Below are 15116 nucleotides of genomic sequence, written 5' to 3' on the forward strand. Positions count from 1 at the left end.
TGGTGATTTGATTTGCTGCACCCGCGTGTCTAGCACCAGGCGATGTCGCGAAGCTCGACGTAGTGGCTTTCGATCAGCCGGCCGCTGCGGCTGCGGATATCGACTCGATAGAAGCAGCCGAGATTGAAGAAGCTTTGCTGCATGACGTAGATTGCGCGGTGCATGGTCTCTCCTCGCTGCCCGAGCCGCTGTGCGCGTCGAGCCTTGTTGCGCGCGGTGCAGTTTCCCGCGCAGTCCATGCTTACTTGAACAACGCGCGATGGCGTTTTCTTCCGTGCAGACGGAGAAATTTATTTCCGGGCGAGCCGGGAATAAAGGGGTGGTTTTATGTGTAAGGGTCGTCCACCACGGCCGCGATTCCATTAAAGTGATCGATCGCGCCGGGTGCGAAGCGTGCTTGTTTGTATCTGATTCAATACCGGGACGGTTGCCAAAACGCGAGGACAGCGGGGTCCGGATGATTGGCCAGAAACAGTTCCATACACTCCGCTAGCGCGGTCGGCGGTAGCCAGGGATAGGTCAGCGATTCCTGCAACGTTCGAAGCTTCACGGCACCGGGATCATCGATCAAGTCCATGCGCTCGATGGCGATATGCAGCCCGATGATCCTGTCCACTTCCCCAGGCACGCTGCTGATTCGCCACGCGTACGTCCCCTTGCCGAGCCGCAGAGACTCGTTGTCCTTCTGACGCATCGCCACGACCCACGGCATCGTGCAGATGCCTTCCTCATTCGCTTCCGGCGCCGCGCATACGTAGTAGGTGCGGCATCGGTCGAACCGCTCGCCGAAGTCGGTTACCAGTGTCCTGGCGATCGCGGAGGCGCCGATTACGCGATGGGGAAAGTCGATTGCATCGGTCGCAATCGAAAATGTCACTTCGGCGTCGGCTGCGAAACAATCATGGATCAGATCGGGCTGGTTCTGATCCTTCGCGCGGATATAGCATTCCAGAAGAGACTGAACAGAAGATGACGACATGGCGGATATAAAGTAGACGACAATCTCAAGGTCGCCGCGCGCGAGCATGACGATTCTGGGCTTTGCCGTATAATTAGTTTTAAAAGGTAACTACATTAGCATCCGGGAGTTTGCGCGTCATGCCGAAGCAGGTCGATGAATCCGCTCTTACAATCACGAACCCAGCGTGCCTCGTCGATGGGACGGACAAGGAGTTCCGCCATCTGATCAACGGTCTTCTTCCGTTCGCCGCGCGGCTGCTGTCCGTGCGCGACGGCTTTGGGACAATCATCGGCCTGACCGGCATCCAGTATTCGTTGCTCGTCTCGGTCGCACATCTTTCGCACGGCGAGTCGGTGACGGTGAACCGGCTCGCGGACCATCTGCATTTGAGCGGCGCGTTCGTCACGATCGAGACGGGAAAGCTCAAGAAGCTCGGCCTGATCGACAAGCGGTCGGACCCAGACGACAAACGAAAGATGCGCCTGACGATGACATCGAATGGAGTAAAGCTGCTCCGTGAACTGGCCGCCACGCAACAGCGCATCAACAACGTGCTGTTCGAAGGCGTCACGAAGGCCGAATTCAAGGCGCTGTGCTCGGTTGTCGACCGGCTCGTCGCGAACGGCGATCGCGCAACGCTCGATCTGTCTCATCTGATCGCACGTCAGGAAAAAGGGTAGGTCCGTGGCCGACTGCATGATCAGTGCGCGGCCCACTGGATCGTGTTCAGATCGATGCCTTCGAGGTGCATGTCCCACAGCGGACTCAACGCACGCAGCCTGACCACCGTCTCTTTCACCTGAAGGATCACCTCGTCGACTTCCGCCTCGGTGGTAAAGCGGCCGAGCGTGAAGCGAATCGAGCTGTGCGCCAGTTCATCGCTGCGCCCGAGCGCGCGCAACACGTACGAAGGTTCCAGCGATGCCGAGGTGCATGCCGACCCCGATGACACCGCGACTCCCTTGATGCCCATGATGAGCGATTCACCTTCGACGAAGTTGAAGCTGACGTTCAGATTGTGCGCAATGCGGCGCGTCGGGTCGCCGTTGACATAGACCTCGTCCAGTTCCAGAAGGCCCGCAAGCAGCCGGTCACGCAATGCGCCGACGCGCCGGCGTTCCACTTCCATCTCTTCCTTCGCAAGACGAAACGCTTCGCCCATCCCGACGATCTGATGCGTCGGCAGCGTGCCCGAGCGCATGCCGCGTTCGTGTCCGCCACCGTGCATCTGCGCTTCGATGCGCACGCGCGGCTTGCGCCGCACATACAGCGCGCCGATGCCTTTCGGGCCATAGACCTTGTGCGCGGTCACCGTCAGCAAATCGACACCGAGATCATCGACGTCGATGACGATCTTGCCGGCCGCCTGCACCGCGTCGCAATGGAACACGATGCCTTTCTCGCCGCACATCGCCCCGATTGCGGCGATTGGCTGTATCACGCCGGTTTCGTTGTTGACCATCATGACGGACACGAGGACGGTGTCGGCGCGCAGTGCCGCGCGGACCGTCGAGAGGTCGAGCAGTCCGTCTTGCCCGACGTCCAGATACGTGACTTCGAATCCTTGTCGCTCCAGCTCGCGGCAGGTGTCCAGCACAGCCTTGTGCTCGGCTTTCACCGTCACGATGTGACGGCCGCGCGCCTTGTAAAAGTTTGCCGCCCCTTTGATCGCGAGGTTGTTGCCTTCGGTCGCGCCCGACGTCCAGATGATTTCACGCGGGTCCGCGTGCAGCAGATCGGCCACGTGCCCGCGCGCGGTCTCAACCGCTTCCTCCGCTTTCCAGCCGTAGCTGTGGCTGCGCGATGCGGGGTTGCCGAAGTGCTCGTACAGAAACGGAACCATTTTCTCGACCACGCGCGGATCGACTGGCGTCGTCGCGCTGTAGTCCATGTAAATGGGGCGTGAGGATGATCCGGATTGCATCGTTCGTGCTCCAGCGCAGTGTCTTTCCTGACGTGAAAGACTGGGTTGCAAGGTCGCCCGCAGTGTAGCCCGGACGTTTGCGCGTTCGGGGGAACACCCACTCGCCGAGTAGGGATGTCTTTCATGCAAAGCTTTTTTGCCGAGGGTTAACGATAGCTTGAACAGCCGCATCGTTTGGAATTTAATAAAAGCTATGTAACAAAGCTAAAAAAAGATGCTTTGTGTTTTCGGGACGGAGGCGTCGCCGGCAGAGCGGCGCGAAGGAGAGCGAGATGAAAGTCAGCATCGTACGGCCGAGCGGCGATCCGGAAGTGCAGCGCGAGTTCCGTGGCGCGTTATCCATGTTCGCGACGGGTGTCGCGGTTATCACGGCGCCGAGGCGCGAAGGGCTGCCAATCGGCATGACCGTCGCTTCGTTCAATTCGGTGTCGCTCGATCCGCCGCTGATTCTATTCTCGGTAGACCGCCGCAGCTTGAGTCTCGGCGATCTGTGTGCATCCGACAGCTACGCCGTCAACGTGCTCGAAGAGTCGCAACAAGACATGTCGAACCGGTTCGCGAAGGGCAACGGCGACAAGTGGGGCTGGCGCGACAACACGACGGACCAATGCGACACCCCCGTCCTGCTTCCCGACACACTCGCGACCTTCGAATGCGAACCGTATGCGCAATACGACGGCGGCGACCACGTGATCTTCGTCGGCCGCGTGACCCGTCATCGGACACGCTCGCAAGGACGTCCGCTCATTTTCTTCGGCGGCCGCTACCACACGCTCAACGGCGTTCACGCAGCGTCGGCCTGAAACGGCAGACGAATTCATTCCTGGAGAACATCATGATCAAAAACGGCACTCAACACATTGCGTCATTGCGCGACGGACGTCAGGTCTATCTGGACGGAAAGGCGGTCGGCGACGTCACCGCGCATCCCGCATTCCGCAATTCGATCCGCAGTTACGCAAGTCTCTACGACTATCAGGCGCGTCCGGAGAACGTCGAGAAGATGACTTTCGTCTCGCCGGATTCCGGCAATCGCGTGAGCCGCATCTGGGAACTGCCGACGTCCTATGAGCAACTGGTCGAGCGGCGCGCCGCACTCGAGGCGTGGACCGAGTTGCACTTCGGCTTCATGGGCCGCTCGCCGGATCACGTCGCGTCGTGCATCTCGGGCATGTTCATGGGGATCGACCTGTTCGAACAGTACGATCCGGCCCGCGCAGGCGCGCTGCGCGACTACTACAAATATGCCCGCGACAACGATCTCTTCCTGACATACGTGATCGTCAATCCGCAGGCCAATCAGTCGAAGTCGGCGCATGAGCAGGAGGACAAGTATCTCGCGGTGGGCATCGTCGACCAGGATGCGGAAGGCATCACGGTGCGCGGCGCGAAAATGCTCGCGACGAGCGGCATCATGGCGAACGAGGTCTTCTGCAGTTGCATTCAGCCGCTGCGTGAAGGCGACGAGATGTACGCGCTTTCGTTTGCAATTCCGATGAACGCCAGGGGCATGAAGGTGATGTCGCGCAAGTCCTACGAGGCGCACGCGCAATCGGTGTTCGATAATCCGCTGTCGAGCCGCTACGACGAGAACGACGCGGTGCTGTATTTCGACGACGTCAAGGTGCCGTGGGAACGGATCTTCGTCGCCGGCGATGTAGCGATGTGCGCGAAGCAGTTCCATGCGACGCCGGCGCACGTCTACCAGAACTATCAGTGTCAGGTGCGGCTGATGACGAAACTGCGTTTCCTCGTCGGTCTCGGTCTCAAGACGTCGGAAATCAACGGCACCAACGCGTTCCCACAGGTTCGCGAGACGCTGGGCCAGCTGGCATCGGAAGCGTCGATGGTCGAGGCGTATGTCTATGGCATGGAGGCAAAGGGCAGCGTGGTCAACGGTTACTACGTACCCGACCGCAACATGCTCTACAGCTCGCAGGTGCTCACTCAGCAACTCTATTCGAAGATTCTCAACACGCTGCGCGAACTCGCGGGCGGCGGAATGATCATGCTGCCGTCCAGCCTGCACGACTTCGAGAATCCGGACCTCGCCCGCATCATCGAGAAAACCCAGAAGTCGCCCGTTTGCAGCGCCGAGGAACGCGTGAAGTTCTTCAAGCTTGCATGGGACGCGGTGGGCTCGGAGTTCGCCTCGCGGCACAACCAGTACGAACTGTTCTATGCGGGCGCTTCGTTCGTGACCAAGGGTCACGCGTATCGCAGCTACGACTGGCGGCGCGCCACCGGTCTCGTCGACAACCTGCTGTCCACCTATTCGCTCGATGCGGAACTCGCGAAGACACGCCAGGCGGCCTGACATCGATTGAACGCAAATCAGCATTCCCCACAGGAGAGAAGCATGGCTATCAACAAACTTCACGACGAGTTTCATGGACTCGATATGGCAGAAGGCTGGCAGTTGCCGGAAGGCTATGCGCCCGGCTCGGGCGCGCAGGAACTGATCCTGTCCGGTGCGCTCGACACCGACAGCAAGCGCGGCAGCCGCACGCGTCTATTGCGCCTGCCCGCAGGGATGCATACGACGAAGCCGTTCGTCCACGACTACTGGGAGGAAGTGTTTCTCGTTGAAGGCGATCTCACCGTCGGCAACGACGAGAAAGGCGAGGGCGGCGAGCCATTCGAAGGCTATACCTACGCGGTGCGTCCGCCAGGCGCGTGGCATGGCCCGTTCAAGTCGAACGGCGGCTGCGTGCTCCTCGAAGTTCACTACTACGACCCGGCCTGATCATGCTCCCCGCTCTCGAATCATTGCGCGCCCAACTCGCCGACGGCCGTCTCCATGCGGCGACGCTTCTCGCGTCGTGCGTCGAGCGTATCGGCGATGGCACGGGCGAAGGTGAGCGCGTCTTTCCGCACGGCCCGAGTCCGGCGGCAGCAGCGCAGGCAGCCGCAAGCGACGCGCTGCGCCGCTATGGCGTCGCGGGTCCGCTCTCGGGCATCCCGGTCTCGGTGAAAGATCTCTTCGACGTGCAAGGTGAAGTCACACGGGCCGGCAGCAGGATTCTTCCCGAGCGAGCCGCCACACGCGACGCCGTCGCGATCGGCAGACTGCGCGCGGCGGGCGCGGTGTTCGTCGGCCGCACCAACATGACAGAGTTCGCGTATTCGGGCCTTGGCATCAATCCGCACTTCGGCACGCCCGCGAACCCTTTCAACAGAAGCGCGGCGCGCATTCCGGGCGGCTCGTCGTCGGGTGCGGCGGTGTCGGTGACGGATGGCATGGCCGCTGCCGCGATCGGCTCGGATACCGGCGGTTCGTGCCGCATCCCGGCGGCGCTGTGCGGCCTCGCCGGTTTCAAGCCAACAGCCGCACGCATTCCGGTAGAAGGCGCGGTGCCGCTGTCGCCGAGTTATGACTCGATTGGCTCCATCGCTCCGAGCGTCGCGAGCTGTGCCGTGCTCGATTCGATCATGGCTGGTGACACGGAACCGGGCGCATTCGTGCCGCATTCGCTGCGGGGTGTACGGCTGGCCATACCGACGAGCATCGTGCTCGACGACATGGACGTAAGAGTAGCAGCCGCGTTCGAACGGGCGATTGCGCGGTTGACGGCGGCGGGCGCGATCGTGCGGGAAGTGTCGTTCGACAGTTGGCAGCACCTTTCGACCCTCGGTCAGCATGGCGGCCTCGTCGCGGCTGAAGCATGGGCATGGCACGTCGGACTGATCAAGCGTCATGCCGGCGAATACGACCCACGCGTAATCTCTCGCATCCGGCTCGGCAGCGAACACAGCACGGCCGATTACCTGCGCAACCGTGCGCTGCGGGCCCAGCTTTGCCGGCAAGCCGACGACGAAATGCGCCCCTTCGACGCCATCGTCTGCCCGACCGTGCCGATCGTCGCGCCGCGCATGGCGGACCTCGAGGAGGAGCCCGCTTACACGGCGACCAATCGCTTGCTGCTACGCAATCCGTCGATCGCCAACATGCTCGATCTGTGCGCAGTGTCGATTCCCTGTCACGAACCGGATCAGGCACCCGTTGGCCTGATGTTGATGGGCCGGTGCATGAGCGATCGCCAGTTGCTCGCAATAAGCATGGGTGCCGAGCCGGTTGTGCGTCCGCAGTGATCCGTCGCTCTTCCTAAACCCTATCAAGGAGACTTCCATGTTCAGGCAACTCGCGTGCTCCGCAATGTCCGCCGCCGTTGCGATGGCGTGCGCATCCGGCTCTCAAGCGGCCAGCGCCGCCGACATCAGTGACGGCGTGGTGAAGATCGGCGTGCTCACCGACATGTCGTCGATCTTTTCCGACATCGGCGGGAAAGGCTCGGTCGTCGCCGCGCAGATGGCCGTCGACGATTTCGGCGGCAAAGTGCTCGGTGTGCCGGTCAAGGTGATCAGCGCCGATCACCAGAACAAGACCGATGTCGCCGCGACGGTCGCGCGCGAATGGTTCGACAACCAGCAGGTCGATATGGTGCAGGACCTGTTGCCGTCGTCCGTCGCGCTCGCGGTGTCGAACGTGGCGAAGGAGAAGCACCGGATCGCGATCGCAAGCGGCGCGGGCACGACCAAGCTCAGCAACGAGGCGTGCTCGCCGTACACGATCCAGTACTCCTACGACACCTATGCGTTGACGACGAGTCTCGTGAAGGCGATGGCGCGCGCAGGCGATAACTCGTGGTACTTCCTGACCGTCGACTACGCGCTCGGCGCATCGCTGAAGAACGATTCGGCTGCGGCGCTCAATGCGGCGGGAGGCAAGGTGATCGGCGAATCGAAGCATCCGATGCACGCCGCGGACCTGTCTTCGAACCTGCTGCAGGCGCAGGCGTCGCACGCGAAGGTGATCGGGCTCGCCAATGCGGGCGCCGACACGGTCAACGCGATCAAGACCGCCCGCGAGTTCGGCATCAACGCGCCAGGCAAGCAGAAGATCGCTGGCTTGCAGATGTTCATCAGCGATGTCCACAGCCTCGGCCTCAAGTCCGCGCAGGGAATGATGCTGACGACGCCGTTCTACTGGGACCGGACCGATGCGAGCCGCGCGTGGTCGCAGCGCTTCCTCGCGAAGACTGGCCGCATGCCGACGTTCATCCAGGCGGGCGTCTATTCGTCGACGCTGCACTATCTGAAGGCGGTGCAGGCGAGCAACACGGATTCATCCGACGCCGTGCTCGCGCAGATGCGCAAGACGCCCGTCAACGATTTCTTCGCGACCAACGGCGTGATTCGCGCAGACGGGCTGATGGTGCACGACATGTACATCGCCGAGGTCAAGAGCCCGGAGCAGTCGAAGAAGCCCTGGGATTACTACACGATCAAGCAGACGATTCCCGCAGACGAAGCCTATGCGCCGCTCAGCGCGAGCCATTGCCCGCTCGCGAGCGGGAAGATCGTCGCCGGTAAATAAAGGAGAAGTTGATGAAGACCATCACATTCAACATTGAAGACCGCGACGGCAGCATCGAGCGCGCTATTTCAATCGATACGCTCGTCATCGCGGGCTGGACCGGACGCGACCTGGAGGCGATGGAAAAGCACATCCGCGAGCTCGAAGAACTGGGCATCAGGCGGCCCGCCTATACACCAGCTTTCTACCGCGTCGCGGTGGACCGCTTCGGTCCCGCGCCAATGATGCAGGTCACGGGCGAGGAGAGCAGCGGCGAAGCGGAATTCGTGCTGGTGAAGGACGCCGGCGAAGTGTATGTCGGCGTCGCCTCGGACCATACGGATCGCCAGGTCGAGACCTACGGCATCACGGTATCGAAGCAGATGTGCGACAAGCCGTGCTCGAACACGCTATGGCGTTTGAGCGACGTGGCCGGCCACTGGGACAAGCTGCTGCTGCGCTCGTACGCGACGATCGACGGCGAACGCGTGCTCTACCAGGAAGGAAAGGTGACCGCGATGCGCTCACCGCTGGATTTGCTCGGCCAGTTCGCGCAACGCGGCGGCGAGTTCGTCGACGGGACCGCGATGCTATGCGGCACGCTCGCGGCTATCGGCGGGATTCGCCCGGCGCAGCGCTTCGAGACGGTGCTCGAAGATCCGGTCCTCGGGCGTGCGCTGCGGCACGCCTATGAGATAGAGACGCTGCCGGTGGCCGGCTGAGGCCGGCAATCAAAATATATAAGGCCGTCGCCCTCACGCGCGGAGACGGCAAGGAGATCCGCGATGACGCATGCAGACATGATCCTGGAGACAAGGGGTCTAACCAGGGAGTTCAACGGCTTCACGGCAGTCAATGGTATCGATCTGCGGGTGCGCCGCGGCACGATACACGCATTGATCGGGCCGAACGGCGCCGGCAAGACGACGTGCTTCAACCTGTTGACGAAATTCCTGACGCCCACGTCAGGACAGATTTTCTTCGATGGCCGCGAAATCACCCGTGCAGCGCCCGCGGCGATCGCCCGGCAAGGCGTAGTCCGGTCGTTCCAGATTTCCGCGGTGTTCCCGCACCTCACGCCGGTAGATAACGTGACGATCGCGTTGCAGCGGCCGCTCGGCGTGTCGTATCGATTCTGGAAGAGCAGCGCGATGGTGAAGCGCCTGCGCGAACGCGCGCTCGAATTGCTGGGAGACGTCGGTCTCGCCGCTTACGCCGATGTGAAGACCGTCGAGCTGTCGTACGGCCATAAGCGCGCGCTCGAAATCGCGACGACGCTCGCGATGGATCCCGTGCTGATGCTGCTCGACGAACCCACGCAAGGCATGGGACACGAGGATGTCGATCGCGTGACGGCGCTCATCGACAAGGTATCGAAAGGAAGAACGATTCTGATGGTTGAGCACAACATGAAGATGGTGTCGAGCATCTCCGACACGATCACGGTGCTCCAGCGTGGCGAGATCCTGGCCGAAGGGGACTACGCGGCTGTCTCCGCGAATCCGCAAGTTAAGGAAGCGTACATGGGGACCGAAGATGCATCGCTCGCACATTGAACTGCTCGATGACGCTGACAAAAACTCGGTGGCATGCGAAGACGCACTGCGCGTGACGGGGCTCGAAGCATGGTATGGCGATTCGCACATCCTGCATGGCGTCGACCTGCGTGCGGCACGCGGCGAAGTGGTCACGCTCCTCGGCCGCAATGGTTCGGGCCGCAGCACGACGTTGAAGGCGATCATGGGACTGACCGATACGCGCCGTGGCTCGGTTTGCATCGACGGCCGCGAGACGATCGGTCAGGAGCCGCAGGGCGTGGCGAGGCTCGGTGTCGGATATTGTCCGGAGGAGCGCGGCATCTTCGCGGCGCTGTCGTGCGAGGAAAACCTGTTGTTGCCGCCGCGTCTTCCGAATGCGAAGGGCATCCCGATGCCGCTCGACGAAATCTACGCGATGTTCCCGAACCTCGCCGAGCGTCGTGCGAGTCAGGGCACGCGCTTGTCGGGCGGCGAGCAGCAGATGTTGGCGATCGCGCGGATTCTGCGCACGGGCGCAGACATCCTTCTGCTCGATGAAATCTCTGAAGGACTCGCACCGGTTATCGTGCAGACCCTCGGGCGCGTGATCAGGCTGCTCAAATCGCGCGGCTTCACGATTCTGCTCGTCGAGCAGAACTTCCGCTTCGCCGCACCGCTCGCCGATCGCTTCTACGTGATGGAACACGGACGTATCGTCGACGCCTTCGAGTCGGCGTGCCTTCCTGAAAAAACGGCCACGCTGCAAGCGCTGCTCAACATCTGACCGGAGCGAAACGTCATGGAAATCCTCGGTATGCCGCTACCAGCGGTATTGGGTCAGCTCGTGCTCGGTTTGATGAACGGCTGCTTTTATGCGGTGCTGAGTCTGGGCTTGTCCCTCATCTTTGGCTTATTGAATGTGATCAATTTCACGCACGGTGCGTTTTTCATGCTTGGCGCGCTCGTTGCGTGGATGGGCACGAATTACTTCGGCTTCAGTTACTGGCTGATGCTCCTCATCGCACCGCTGACGGTGGGTTTCGTCGGCGTCCTGGTCGAGCGTTCCATGCTGCGTCGCCTCTATAAGCTCGATCATCTTTACGGCTTGCTGCTCACGCTCGGCATCACGCTGATTCTTGAGGGGCTATCGAGCTCGGTGTACGGCGTGTCGGGCATGTCGTATGCCGCGCCCGACAGCCTCATGCGGGCCGTCGATCTCGGCTTCATGATGTTGCCGGCGTATCGCGCATGGGTCGTCATCGCATCGCTCGCCGTGTGCGGGGCGGCGTGGTGGGCGATCGAGCGCACGCAACTCGGCGCGCTGTTGCGCGCGGCGACCGAGAATCCGCGCCTCGTCGCGGCGTTCGGCGTCGACGTGCCGCGCATGGTCTCGTTGACTTACGGCTTCGGCGTCGCGATCGCAGCCTTGGCCGGCGTGCTCGCCGCGCCGGTCATCCAGGTGTCGCCATTAATGGGGCAGAGCGTGATCATCACCGTGTTCGCGATCGTGGTGATCGGCGGGATGGGCTCGATTGCCGGGTCGGTGCTGACGAGCCTTGCGCTCGGCGTACTCGAAAGCGTGACGAAGCTGTTCTATCCGGAGGCGTCCGCGACGGTCGTGTTCGCCGTCATGGCTTTGGTTCTGCTCGTGCGTCCCGCCGGGCTGTTCGGTCAATCGAAGTGAGGTGTCACATGCATAACCGCTTTGCATTCGTCGTCGTTCTTGCCGTGCTAGCCGCCGCGCCGTTGCTCGGCGCCTATCCGGTCTTTCTGATGAAGCTGATGTGCTTCGCGCTCTTCGCCACGTCGCTGAACCTGCTGCTCGGCTATGTGGGCCTGCTGTCGTTCGGTCATGCCGCCTTCTTCGGCGTCGCAGCCTACGTTGCAGGCAGCGCGTTGCGCGATCATGGTCTGCCACCGGAGTTCGCGTTGCTGCTCGGCACGGGCGTCGGAGCAGCACTTGGTTTCGGGATGGGGCTGCTCGCGATCCGGCGCAAAGGCATCTACTTCGCGATGGTCACGCTCGCACTCGCCCAGATGATCTACTTCTTTTGCGTACAGGCGCCATTCACAGGGGGCGAGGACGGCATGCAGGGCGTACCGCGCGGACGGCTGTTCGGCGCCGTTCCGCTCGACGATGACCTCACGCTCTATTACGTCGTGCTGGCTGTCGGTGCGATGGCGTTCGCGTTCGTCGGCCGCGTGATCGATTCTCCGTTCGGCAGAATCCTTGGCGCGCTGCGGGAGAACGAGGCGCGCACGGTCTCGCTCGGCTATGACGTCGATCGCTTCAAGCTGCTGGCGTTCGTCATCTCGGCGGCTTGCGCGGGTCTCGCGGGCGCGATGAAGACGCTCGTGCTCGGCTTCGCCACGCTTTCCGATGTGCACTGGACGATGTCGGGCACCGTCATTCTCATGACGTTGCTGGGTGGACTCGGCACGCGTCTCGGACCGGTGGCCGGCGCGGTGATCGTCATCGGGCTCGAGACGAAGCTTGCCGCGTTCGGCACATGGCTCGCGGACGTCACGCATCTCGGTTGGTTTGAGCGGCTGGGCGAATCAGTCAGCATTGTTACCGGAGTGATGTTCGTGGCGTGCGTCATGCTGTTCCGACGCGGCGTCGTGGGCGAGGCCGTGCGATGGCTGGGGCAGCGGGAACGACGGAGTCGCCTGCTCGGGCGTCTAGTGCCTCGCGACAGCGCCTGATCCGTGAATGTGTGGACGTGCGGGGCAGGACAACGTCGTCTTGGATGTACAGAGCCGACGTTGGATGATTTTCGCGAGCCCGTGGGTTCGAACAGCCGGAATGCGGCGCGTCGGTCCAATGCTTGCCGAAAGAGGTTGCCCGAAAAGCTGCCTTTCGATAAAGGGCGGCTGCGCCGGACAGGTAGCCACAGGCTGCTGTCTCTTAGAACCAATCCATGCAAACGCGACGAGTTCGACGGAAAAGGGATTCGATGCATCCCCTTTTTATCCGCAGCAACTTATGAAAATTGATTTTGGCATCGCGCAAGTTCTCGATCCGCATGACTAGCTCGAAATCAAATCAAACTTGGTTCAAAGGACTCAGGTTAGTTCGGTTATCGCCGGTTGCGAGGAAGAAGGACCTTTAGCGGACATACATCTTGCGGGTTGAACGCGCACAGCGATTGACTATGCTGAATAGAAGGCCGCGGTGAAGTCCGACGCCGGAGCCTGCTGGGGGCAAGATGATCGAATTCCAGGGCAAAGTTTCCTCTGTCGCCGAGACGCTTCTCGCGTCGGTGAAGGGCGCGTCGTTTTGCTTGCCGCCGCCCGTCAGCGGCGTGCAGATGCAGCGCGTGCTGTTCGATTCGATAAATTTCGAGCACGATCAGCCGACGACCGCAACGGTCTTTCAGCACCACCCGTGGCGCGCCAAAGAAGGCACGACGATTGACAAGCTGCAAACGCAGATCGTCATTGCCGGCACGATCGACTTTGTCCGTGTGCAGGCTATCCAGGCCGCGTCGAACGAGCTGGTGTCATCCGAGGCGAGGCTCAAGGCGGACCTGGGCTTCGATATCGATTGCGTCGTGTCGCCCGCCGATGGCAGCCCGGTCATCACCCTGCGCTGGAAATCAGCAGCGCGAGTACGGGTGCATGTCCGGCTCGACTTGGAGGAGCTTGAGTCATATCGGGTTCTGGAACCGCCGCAACTCAAGTTGCCAAGACCGCAGGCGCGCTCGACCCAGACCTGAATCAACGCGATGCGCACCAACCTGTCGCGCGCGCCTGCAACACCACTTCATATTCGCGTGGAGGCCGTTTGCCGTCGAGCGCATCAAGCAGATGCCGCGCCGCGAGCCTTCCGTTCTTGCGGCGCCCAAGAGCGAAGCGCCTGACACCGCCCGATAGCACGATCGCCCCGAATGTCGCACTTGAGTACCTGTCTGCATCCAACACACGGCAAGCTATTTGTTCGCAGGTCGCCAACACATTGACTTTCGATGGCAGTTCACATGCATTCTCTCGTGCGCAGCTATCGTGCAGGACAACGACCTCTCGATGGCTCGGAGAATGGAAGCCATCTCGCGAAGCCGCGCCGTGGAAGCCTCGGGCGGCGCTCGGTCCGCAAGAGAAGTGGAAGGGATTATCGGTGCATCAAGCGACGACGATGTGTTTGCCGAGGGAGCGCCTCCTGGCACATATTTCGCATAGGTACTACGAAATTGATCGCCACACTGACACAGAACAGACTCAGATTTTTTCGGATCGAAATTCGCGTTTTCGTTACCCGTTTTATTCACCGATGTTGGGCACCGAGAATTGCAAGCACTTTATATAGGATTATCCGACTAAATGCTGACGTTATCGATGGCGGTTATATAAATATGGATGCCAAAATTTATGCTCTGTAGAAAAGGCCCTCGCACGTTGGGCGGCGCACATACGGTTTTACCCGGTAATTCGATGATGTTCTCAAGTTCAGAGAAAGAGACACTTAGAGAGCCTAACGCGATCTCGTTGCTCCTTGGATCGTAGATAGCGTTCCTAATTTTAAGGAGAGTGTCTTAAAGATTTATGTTTATCTTTTAGCGTTGCCCATCAAACCGGTGGTCCCTCATGTTGAGAGACGAGCTCGATATCATCGACGCTTGGCATATCGCTGGCTAGTCTCGCGAAGCAATCCGGTTGCGCGTTAGCGCAGGCTTGCCCTAAAAGGCGCGCACCGGCATTTAGGAGTTTGTCAGACATGACCTCATCCAGAGGGCGCGCGATTACCGGACTGAATTCCACTTGTGAAAGTGCGTGCATGATGGAAAAGCTTCGCTTTGAAATTAAAGCGATGAAACAACGCGGATATACCAGTAATGGGAGCAGCGTCGGGGATTTGAATAGTCCTGGGCTTTTACCGGAGAGTCTAACCAGCCTTTCGCCCATGTCGGTTGAAGATGGTAAGCCGGGTGTAATGAAAGTAGGAAGAGCAGCCCGCAAACCGGATGTAAATAAAGAAGAAGAGGAGTTACTCGAAATTGTAGCCACTTTGACGAGCGGCTTGCATCGCGCAGACAGCCGGCATTCGGGATCAGAGACACAGACTATTTATGTTTCGCCCTGGCAAAAGGAAATAGCCAGCATCGCCAAAATGGGCGGTTTGGGCGAATGCCCGCATGAGATGGCGAGAATCGTCGCCAGGTCGTTTTATCGCGAAATGACAATAGCAGGATTCAGCCAGAGCCAGATCATAAAAGTGGCGTCGGAGATTATCTCGGAGTTGAGTGTGAGCGTCCGGCGGCACAGCAAGCGCATGACCTCAAAGAGCAGCTAGACGGGATGCGCCCGGACGGGTTAGGTCGACCACGCCGGTTTCAAGCAAGTCGTCCTTTACATGGCGTC

The 15116-nt window shown here is 60.8% G+C and carries 16 protein-coding genes; 13 read left to right on the forward strand and 3 right to left on the reverse strand.

Going from position 1 to position 15116, the window contains the following annotated elements; translation table 11 throughout:
- Nucleotides 1-29 precede the first annotated feature (29 nt).
- Together AWB65_RS37640 and AWB65_RS20175 are read right to left on the reverse strand one after the other, a co-directional pair.
- Nucleotides 30-164, reverse strand: a complete 135-nt coding sequence (locus AWB65_RS37640; protein WP_268808255.1) for a hypothetical protein — start codon at nt 162-164, stop codon at nt 30-32.
- A 248-nt stretch (nt 165-412) separates the two neighbouring features.
- Nucleotides 413-1027, reverse strand: coding sequence for a hypothetical protein (locus tag AWB65_RS20175; RefSeq protein ID WP_235007701.1), 615 nt, complete (start codon nt 1025-1027; stop codon nt 413-415).
- Between the two features lie 71 nt (nt 1028-1098).
- On the opposite strand from AWB65_RS20175, the gene AWB65_RS20180 reads away from it, so the two are divergent.
- Nucleotides 1099-1641, forward strand: coding sequence for a MarR family winged helix-turn-helix transcriptional regulator (locus tag AWB65_RS20180; RefSeq protein ID WP_087668827.1), 543 nt, complete (start codon nt 1099-1101; stop codon nt 1639-1641).
- Nucleotides 1642-1661: 20 nt separating this feature from the next.
- On the opposite strand, the gene AWB65_RS20185 is transcribed toward AWB65_RS20180, so the two are convergent.
- Nucleotides 1662-2885 (reverse strand): IscS subfamily cysteine desulfurase, encoded by a 1224-nt coding sequence (locus AWB65_RS20185; RefSeq protein ID WP_087668828.1) that lies wholly within the window; start codon nt 2883-2885, stop codon nt 1662-1664.
- Between the two features lie 272 nt (nt 2886-3157).
- Between AWB65_RS20185 and AWB65_RS20190 the strand changes: the two genes are divergently transcribed.
- The 12 genes from AWB65_RS20190 to AWB65_RS35685 all read left to right on the forward strand — a co-directional run bounded on the left by AWB65_RS20190 (nt 3158) and on the right by AWB65_RS35685 (nt 15048).
- Nucleotides 3158-3688, forward strand: coding sequence for a flavin reductase family protein (locus AWB65_RS20190; RefSeq protein ID WP_087668829.1), 531 nt, complete (start codon nt 3158-3160; stop codon nt 3686-3688).
- A 32-nt stretch (nt 3689-3720) separates the two neighbouring features.
- A complete protein-coding gene (locus tag AWB65_RS20195; protein ID WP_087668830.1) occupies nt 3721-5202 on the forward strand; it encodes a 4-hydroxyphenylacetate 3-hydroxylase family protein in 1482 nt (493 codons plus the stop codon).
- 42 nt (nt 5203-5244) lie between these two features.
- Nucleotides 5245-5631 carry a cupin gene (locus AWB65_RS20200; RefSeq protein ID WP_087668831.1) on the forward strand — a complete coding sequence of 129 codons (387 nt, stop codon included), beginning with the start codon at nt 5245-5247 and terminating at the stop codon, nt 5629-5631.
- A 2-nt stretch (nt 5632-5633) separates the two neighbouring features.
- The gene (locus AWB65_RS20205) at nt 5634-6977 is read left to right on the forward strand and encodes an amidase (RefSeq protein ID WP_087668832.1); all 1344 of its coding nucleotides are present in this window, start codon (nt 5634-5636) and stop codon (nt 6975-6977) included.
- Nucleotides 6978-7014: 37 nt separating this feature from the next.
- Nucleotides 7015-8262 carry an ABC transporter substrate-binding protein gene (locus AWB65_RS20210; protein WP_125474158.1) on the forward strand — a complete coding sequence of 416 codons (1248 nt, stop codon included), beginning with the start codon at nt 7015-7017 and terminating at the stop codon, nt 8260-8262.
- Nucleotides 8263-8273: 11 nt separating this feature from the next.
- A complete protein-coding gene (locus tag AWB65_RS20215; protein WP_087668834.1) occupies nt 8274-8963 on the forward strand; it encodes a DUF2848 domain-containing protein in 690 nt (229 codons plus the stop codon).
- A gap of 63 nt (nt 8964-9026) precedes the next feature.
- Nucleotides 9027-9797 carry an ABC transporter ATP-binding protein gene (locus AWB65_RS20220; protein ID WP_087668835.1) on the forward strand — a complete coding sequence of 257 codons (771 nt, stop codon included), beginning with the start codon at nt 9027-9029 and terminating at the stop codon, nt 9795-9797.
- Nucleotides 9778-10542, forward strand: coding sequence for an ABC transporter ATP-binding protein (locus AWB65_RS20225; protein ID WP_125474159.1), 765 nt, complete (start codon nt 9778-9780; stop codon nt 10540-10542). Before AWB65_RS20220 ends, AWB65_RS20225 begins: the two co-directional genes overlap by 20 nt.
- A gap of 15 nt (nt 10543-10557) precedes the next feature.
- On the forward strand, nt 10558-11442 hold the full coding sequence (locus AWB65_RS20230; RefSeq protein ID WP_087668836.1) for a branched-chain amino acid ABC transporter permease: 885 nt from the start codon (nt 10558-10560) through the stop codon (nt 11440-11442).
- Between the two features lie 8 nt (nt 11443-11450).
- A complete protein-coding gene (locus AWB65_RS20235; protein ID WP_087668837.1) occupies nt 11451-12464 on the forward strand; it encodes a branched-chain amino acid ABC transporter permease in 1014 nt (337 codons plus the stop codon).
- 503 nt (nt 12465-12967) lie between these two features.
- Complete coding sequence (locus tag AWB65_RS20240) at nt 12968-13477, forward strand: hypothetical protein (protein ID WP_087668838.1); 510 nt, start codon at nt 12968-12970, stop codon at nt 13475-13477.
- A 995-nt stretch (nt 13478-14472) separates the two neighbouring features.
- Nucleotides 14473-15048 (forward strand): hypothetical protein, encoded by a 576-nt coding sequence (locus AWB65_RS35685; RefSeq protein WP_125474160.1) that lies wholly within the window; start codon nt 14473-14475, stop codon nt 15046-15048.
- The last annotated feature ends 68 nt before the right edge of the window (nt 15049-15116 follow it).

The sequence above is a fragment of the Caballeronia humi genome (assembly GCF_001544475.1).
In the GTDB taxonomy this organism is placed as follows: Bacteria; Pseudomonadota; Gammaproteobacteria; order Burkholderiales; family Burkholderiaceae; genus Caballeronia; species Caballeronia humi.

Bases quoted from the DNA above. Each gene is read 5' to 3' on its own strand.
- AWB65_RS20235 (WP_087668837.1), top strand. From the start codon at position 11,451: ATGCATAACCGCTTTGCATTCGTCGTCGTTCTTGCCGTGCTAGCCGCC.
- AWB65_RS20200 (WP_087668831.1), top strand. From the start codon at position 5,245: ATGGCTATCAACAAACTTCACGACGAGTTTCATGGACTCGATATGGCA.
- AWB65_RS20190 (WP_087668829.1), top strand. From the start codon at position 3,158: ATGAAAGTCAGCATCGTACGGCCGAGCGGCGATCCGGAAGTGCAGCGC.
- AWB65_RS35685 (WP_125474160.1), top strand. From the start codon at position 14,473: ATGACCTCATCCAGAGGGCGCGCGATTACCGGACTGAATTCCACTTGT.
- AWB65_RS20205 (WP_087668832.1), top strand. From the start codon at position 5,634: ATGCTCCCCGCTCTCGAATCATTGCGCGCCCAACTCGCCGACGGCCGT.
- AWB65_RS20220 (WP_087668835.1), top strand. From the start codon at position 9,027: ATGACGCATGCAGACATGATCCTGGAGACAAGGGGTCTAACCAGGGAG.
- AWB65_RS20175 (WP_235007701.1), bottom strand. From the start codon at position 1,027: ATGCTCGCGCGCGGCGACCTTGAGATTGTCGTCTACTTTATATCCGCC.
- AWB65_RS20210 (WP_125474158.1), top strand. From the start codon at position 7,015: ATGTTCAGGCAACTCGCGTGCTCCGCAATGTCCGCCGCCGTTGCGATG.
- AWB65_RS20240 (WP_087668838.1), top strand. From the start codon at position 12,968: ATGATCGAATTCCAGGGCAAAGTTTCCTCTGTCGCCGAGACGCTTCTC.
- AWB65_RS20230 (WP_087668836.1), top strand. From the start codon at position 10,558: ATGGAAATCCTCGGTATGCCGCTACCAGCGGTATTGGGTCAGCTCGTG.
- AWB65_RS20180 (WP_087668827.1), top strand. From the start codon at position 1,099: ATGCCGAAGCAGGTCGATGAATCCGCTCTTACAATCACGAACCCAGCG.
- AWB65_RS20185 (WP_087668828.1), bottom strand. From the start codon at position 2,885: ATGCAATCCGGATCATCCTCACGCCCCATTTACATGGACTACAGCGCG.
- AWB65_RS37640 (WP_268808255.1), bottom strand. From the start codon at position 164: ATGCACCGCGCAATCTACGTCATGCAGCAAAGCTTCTTCAATCTCGGC.
- AWB65_RS20195 (WP_087668830.1), top strand. From the start codon at position 3,721: ATGATCAAAAACGGCACTCAACACATTGCGTCATTGCGCGACGGACGT.
- AWB65_RS20225 (WP_125474159.1), top strand. From the start codon at position 9,778: ATGCATCGCTCGCACATTGAACTGCTCGATGACGCTGACAAAAACTCG.
- AWB65_RS20215 (WP_087668834.1), top strand. From the start codon at position 8,274: ATGAAGACCATCACATTCAACATTGAAGACCGCGACGGCAGCATCGAG.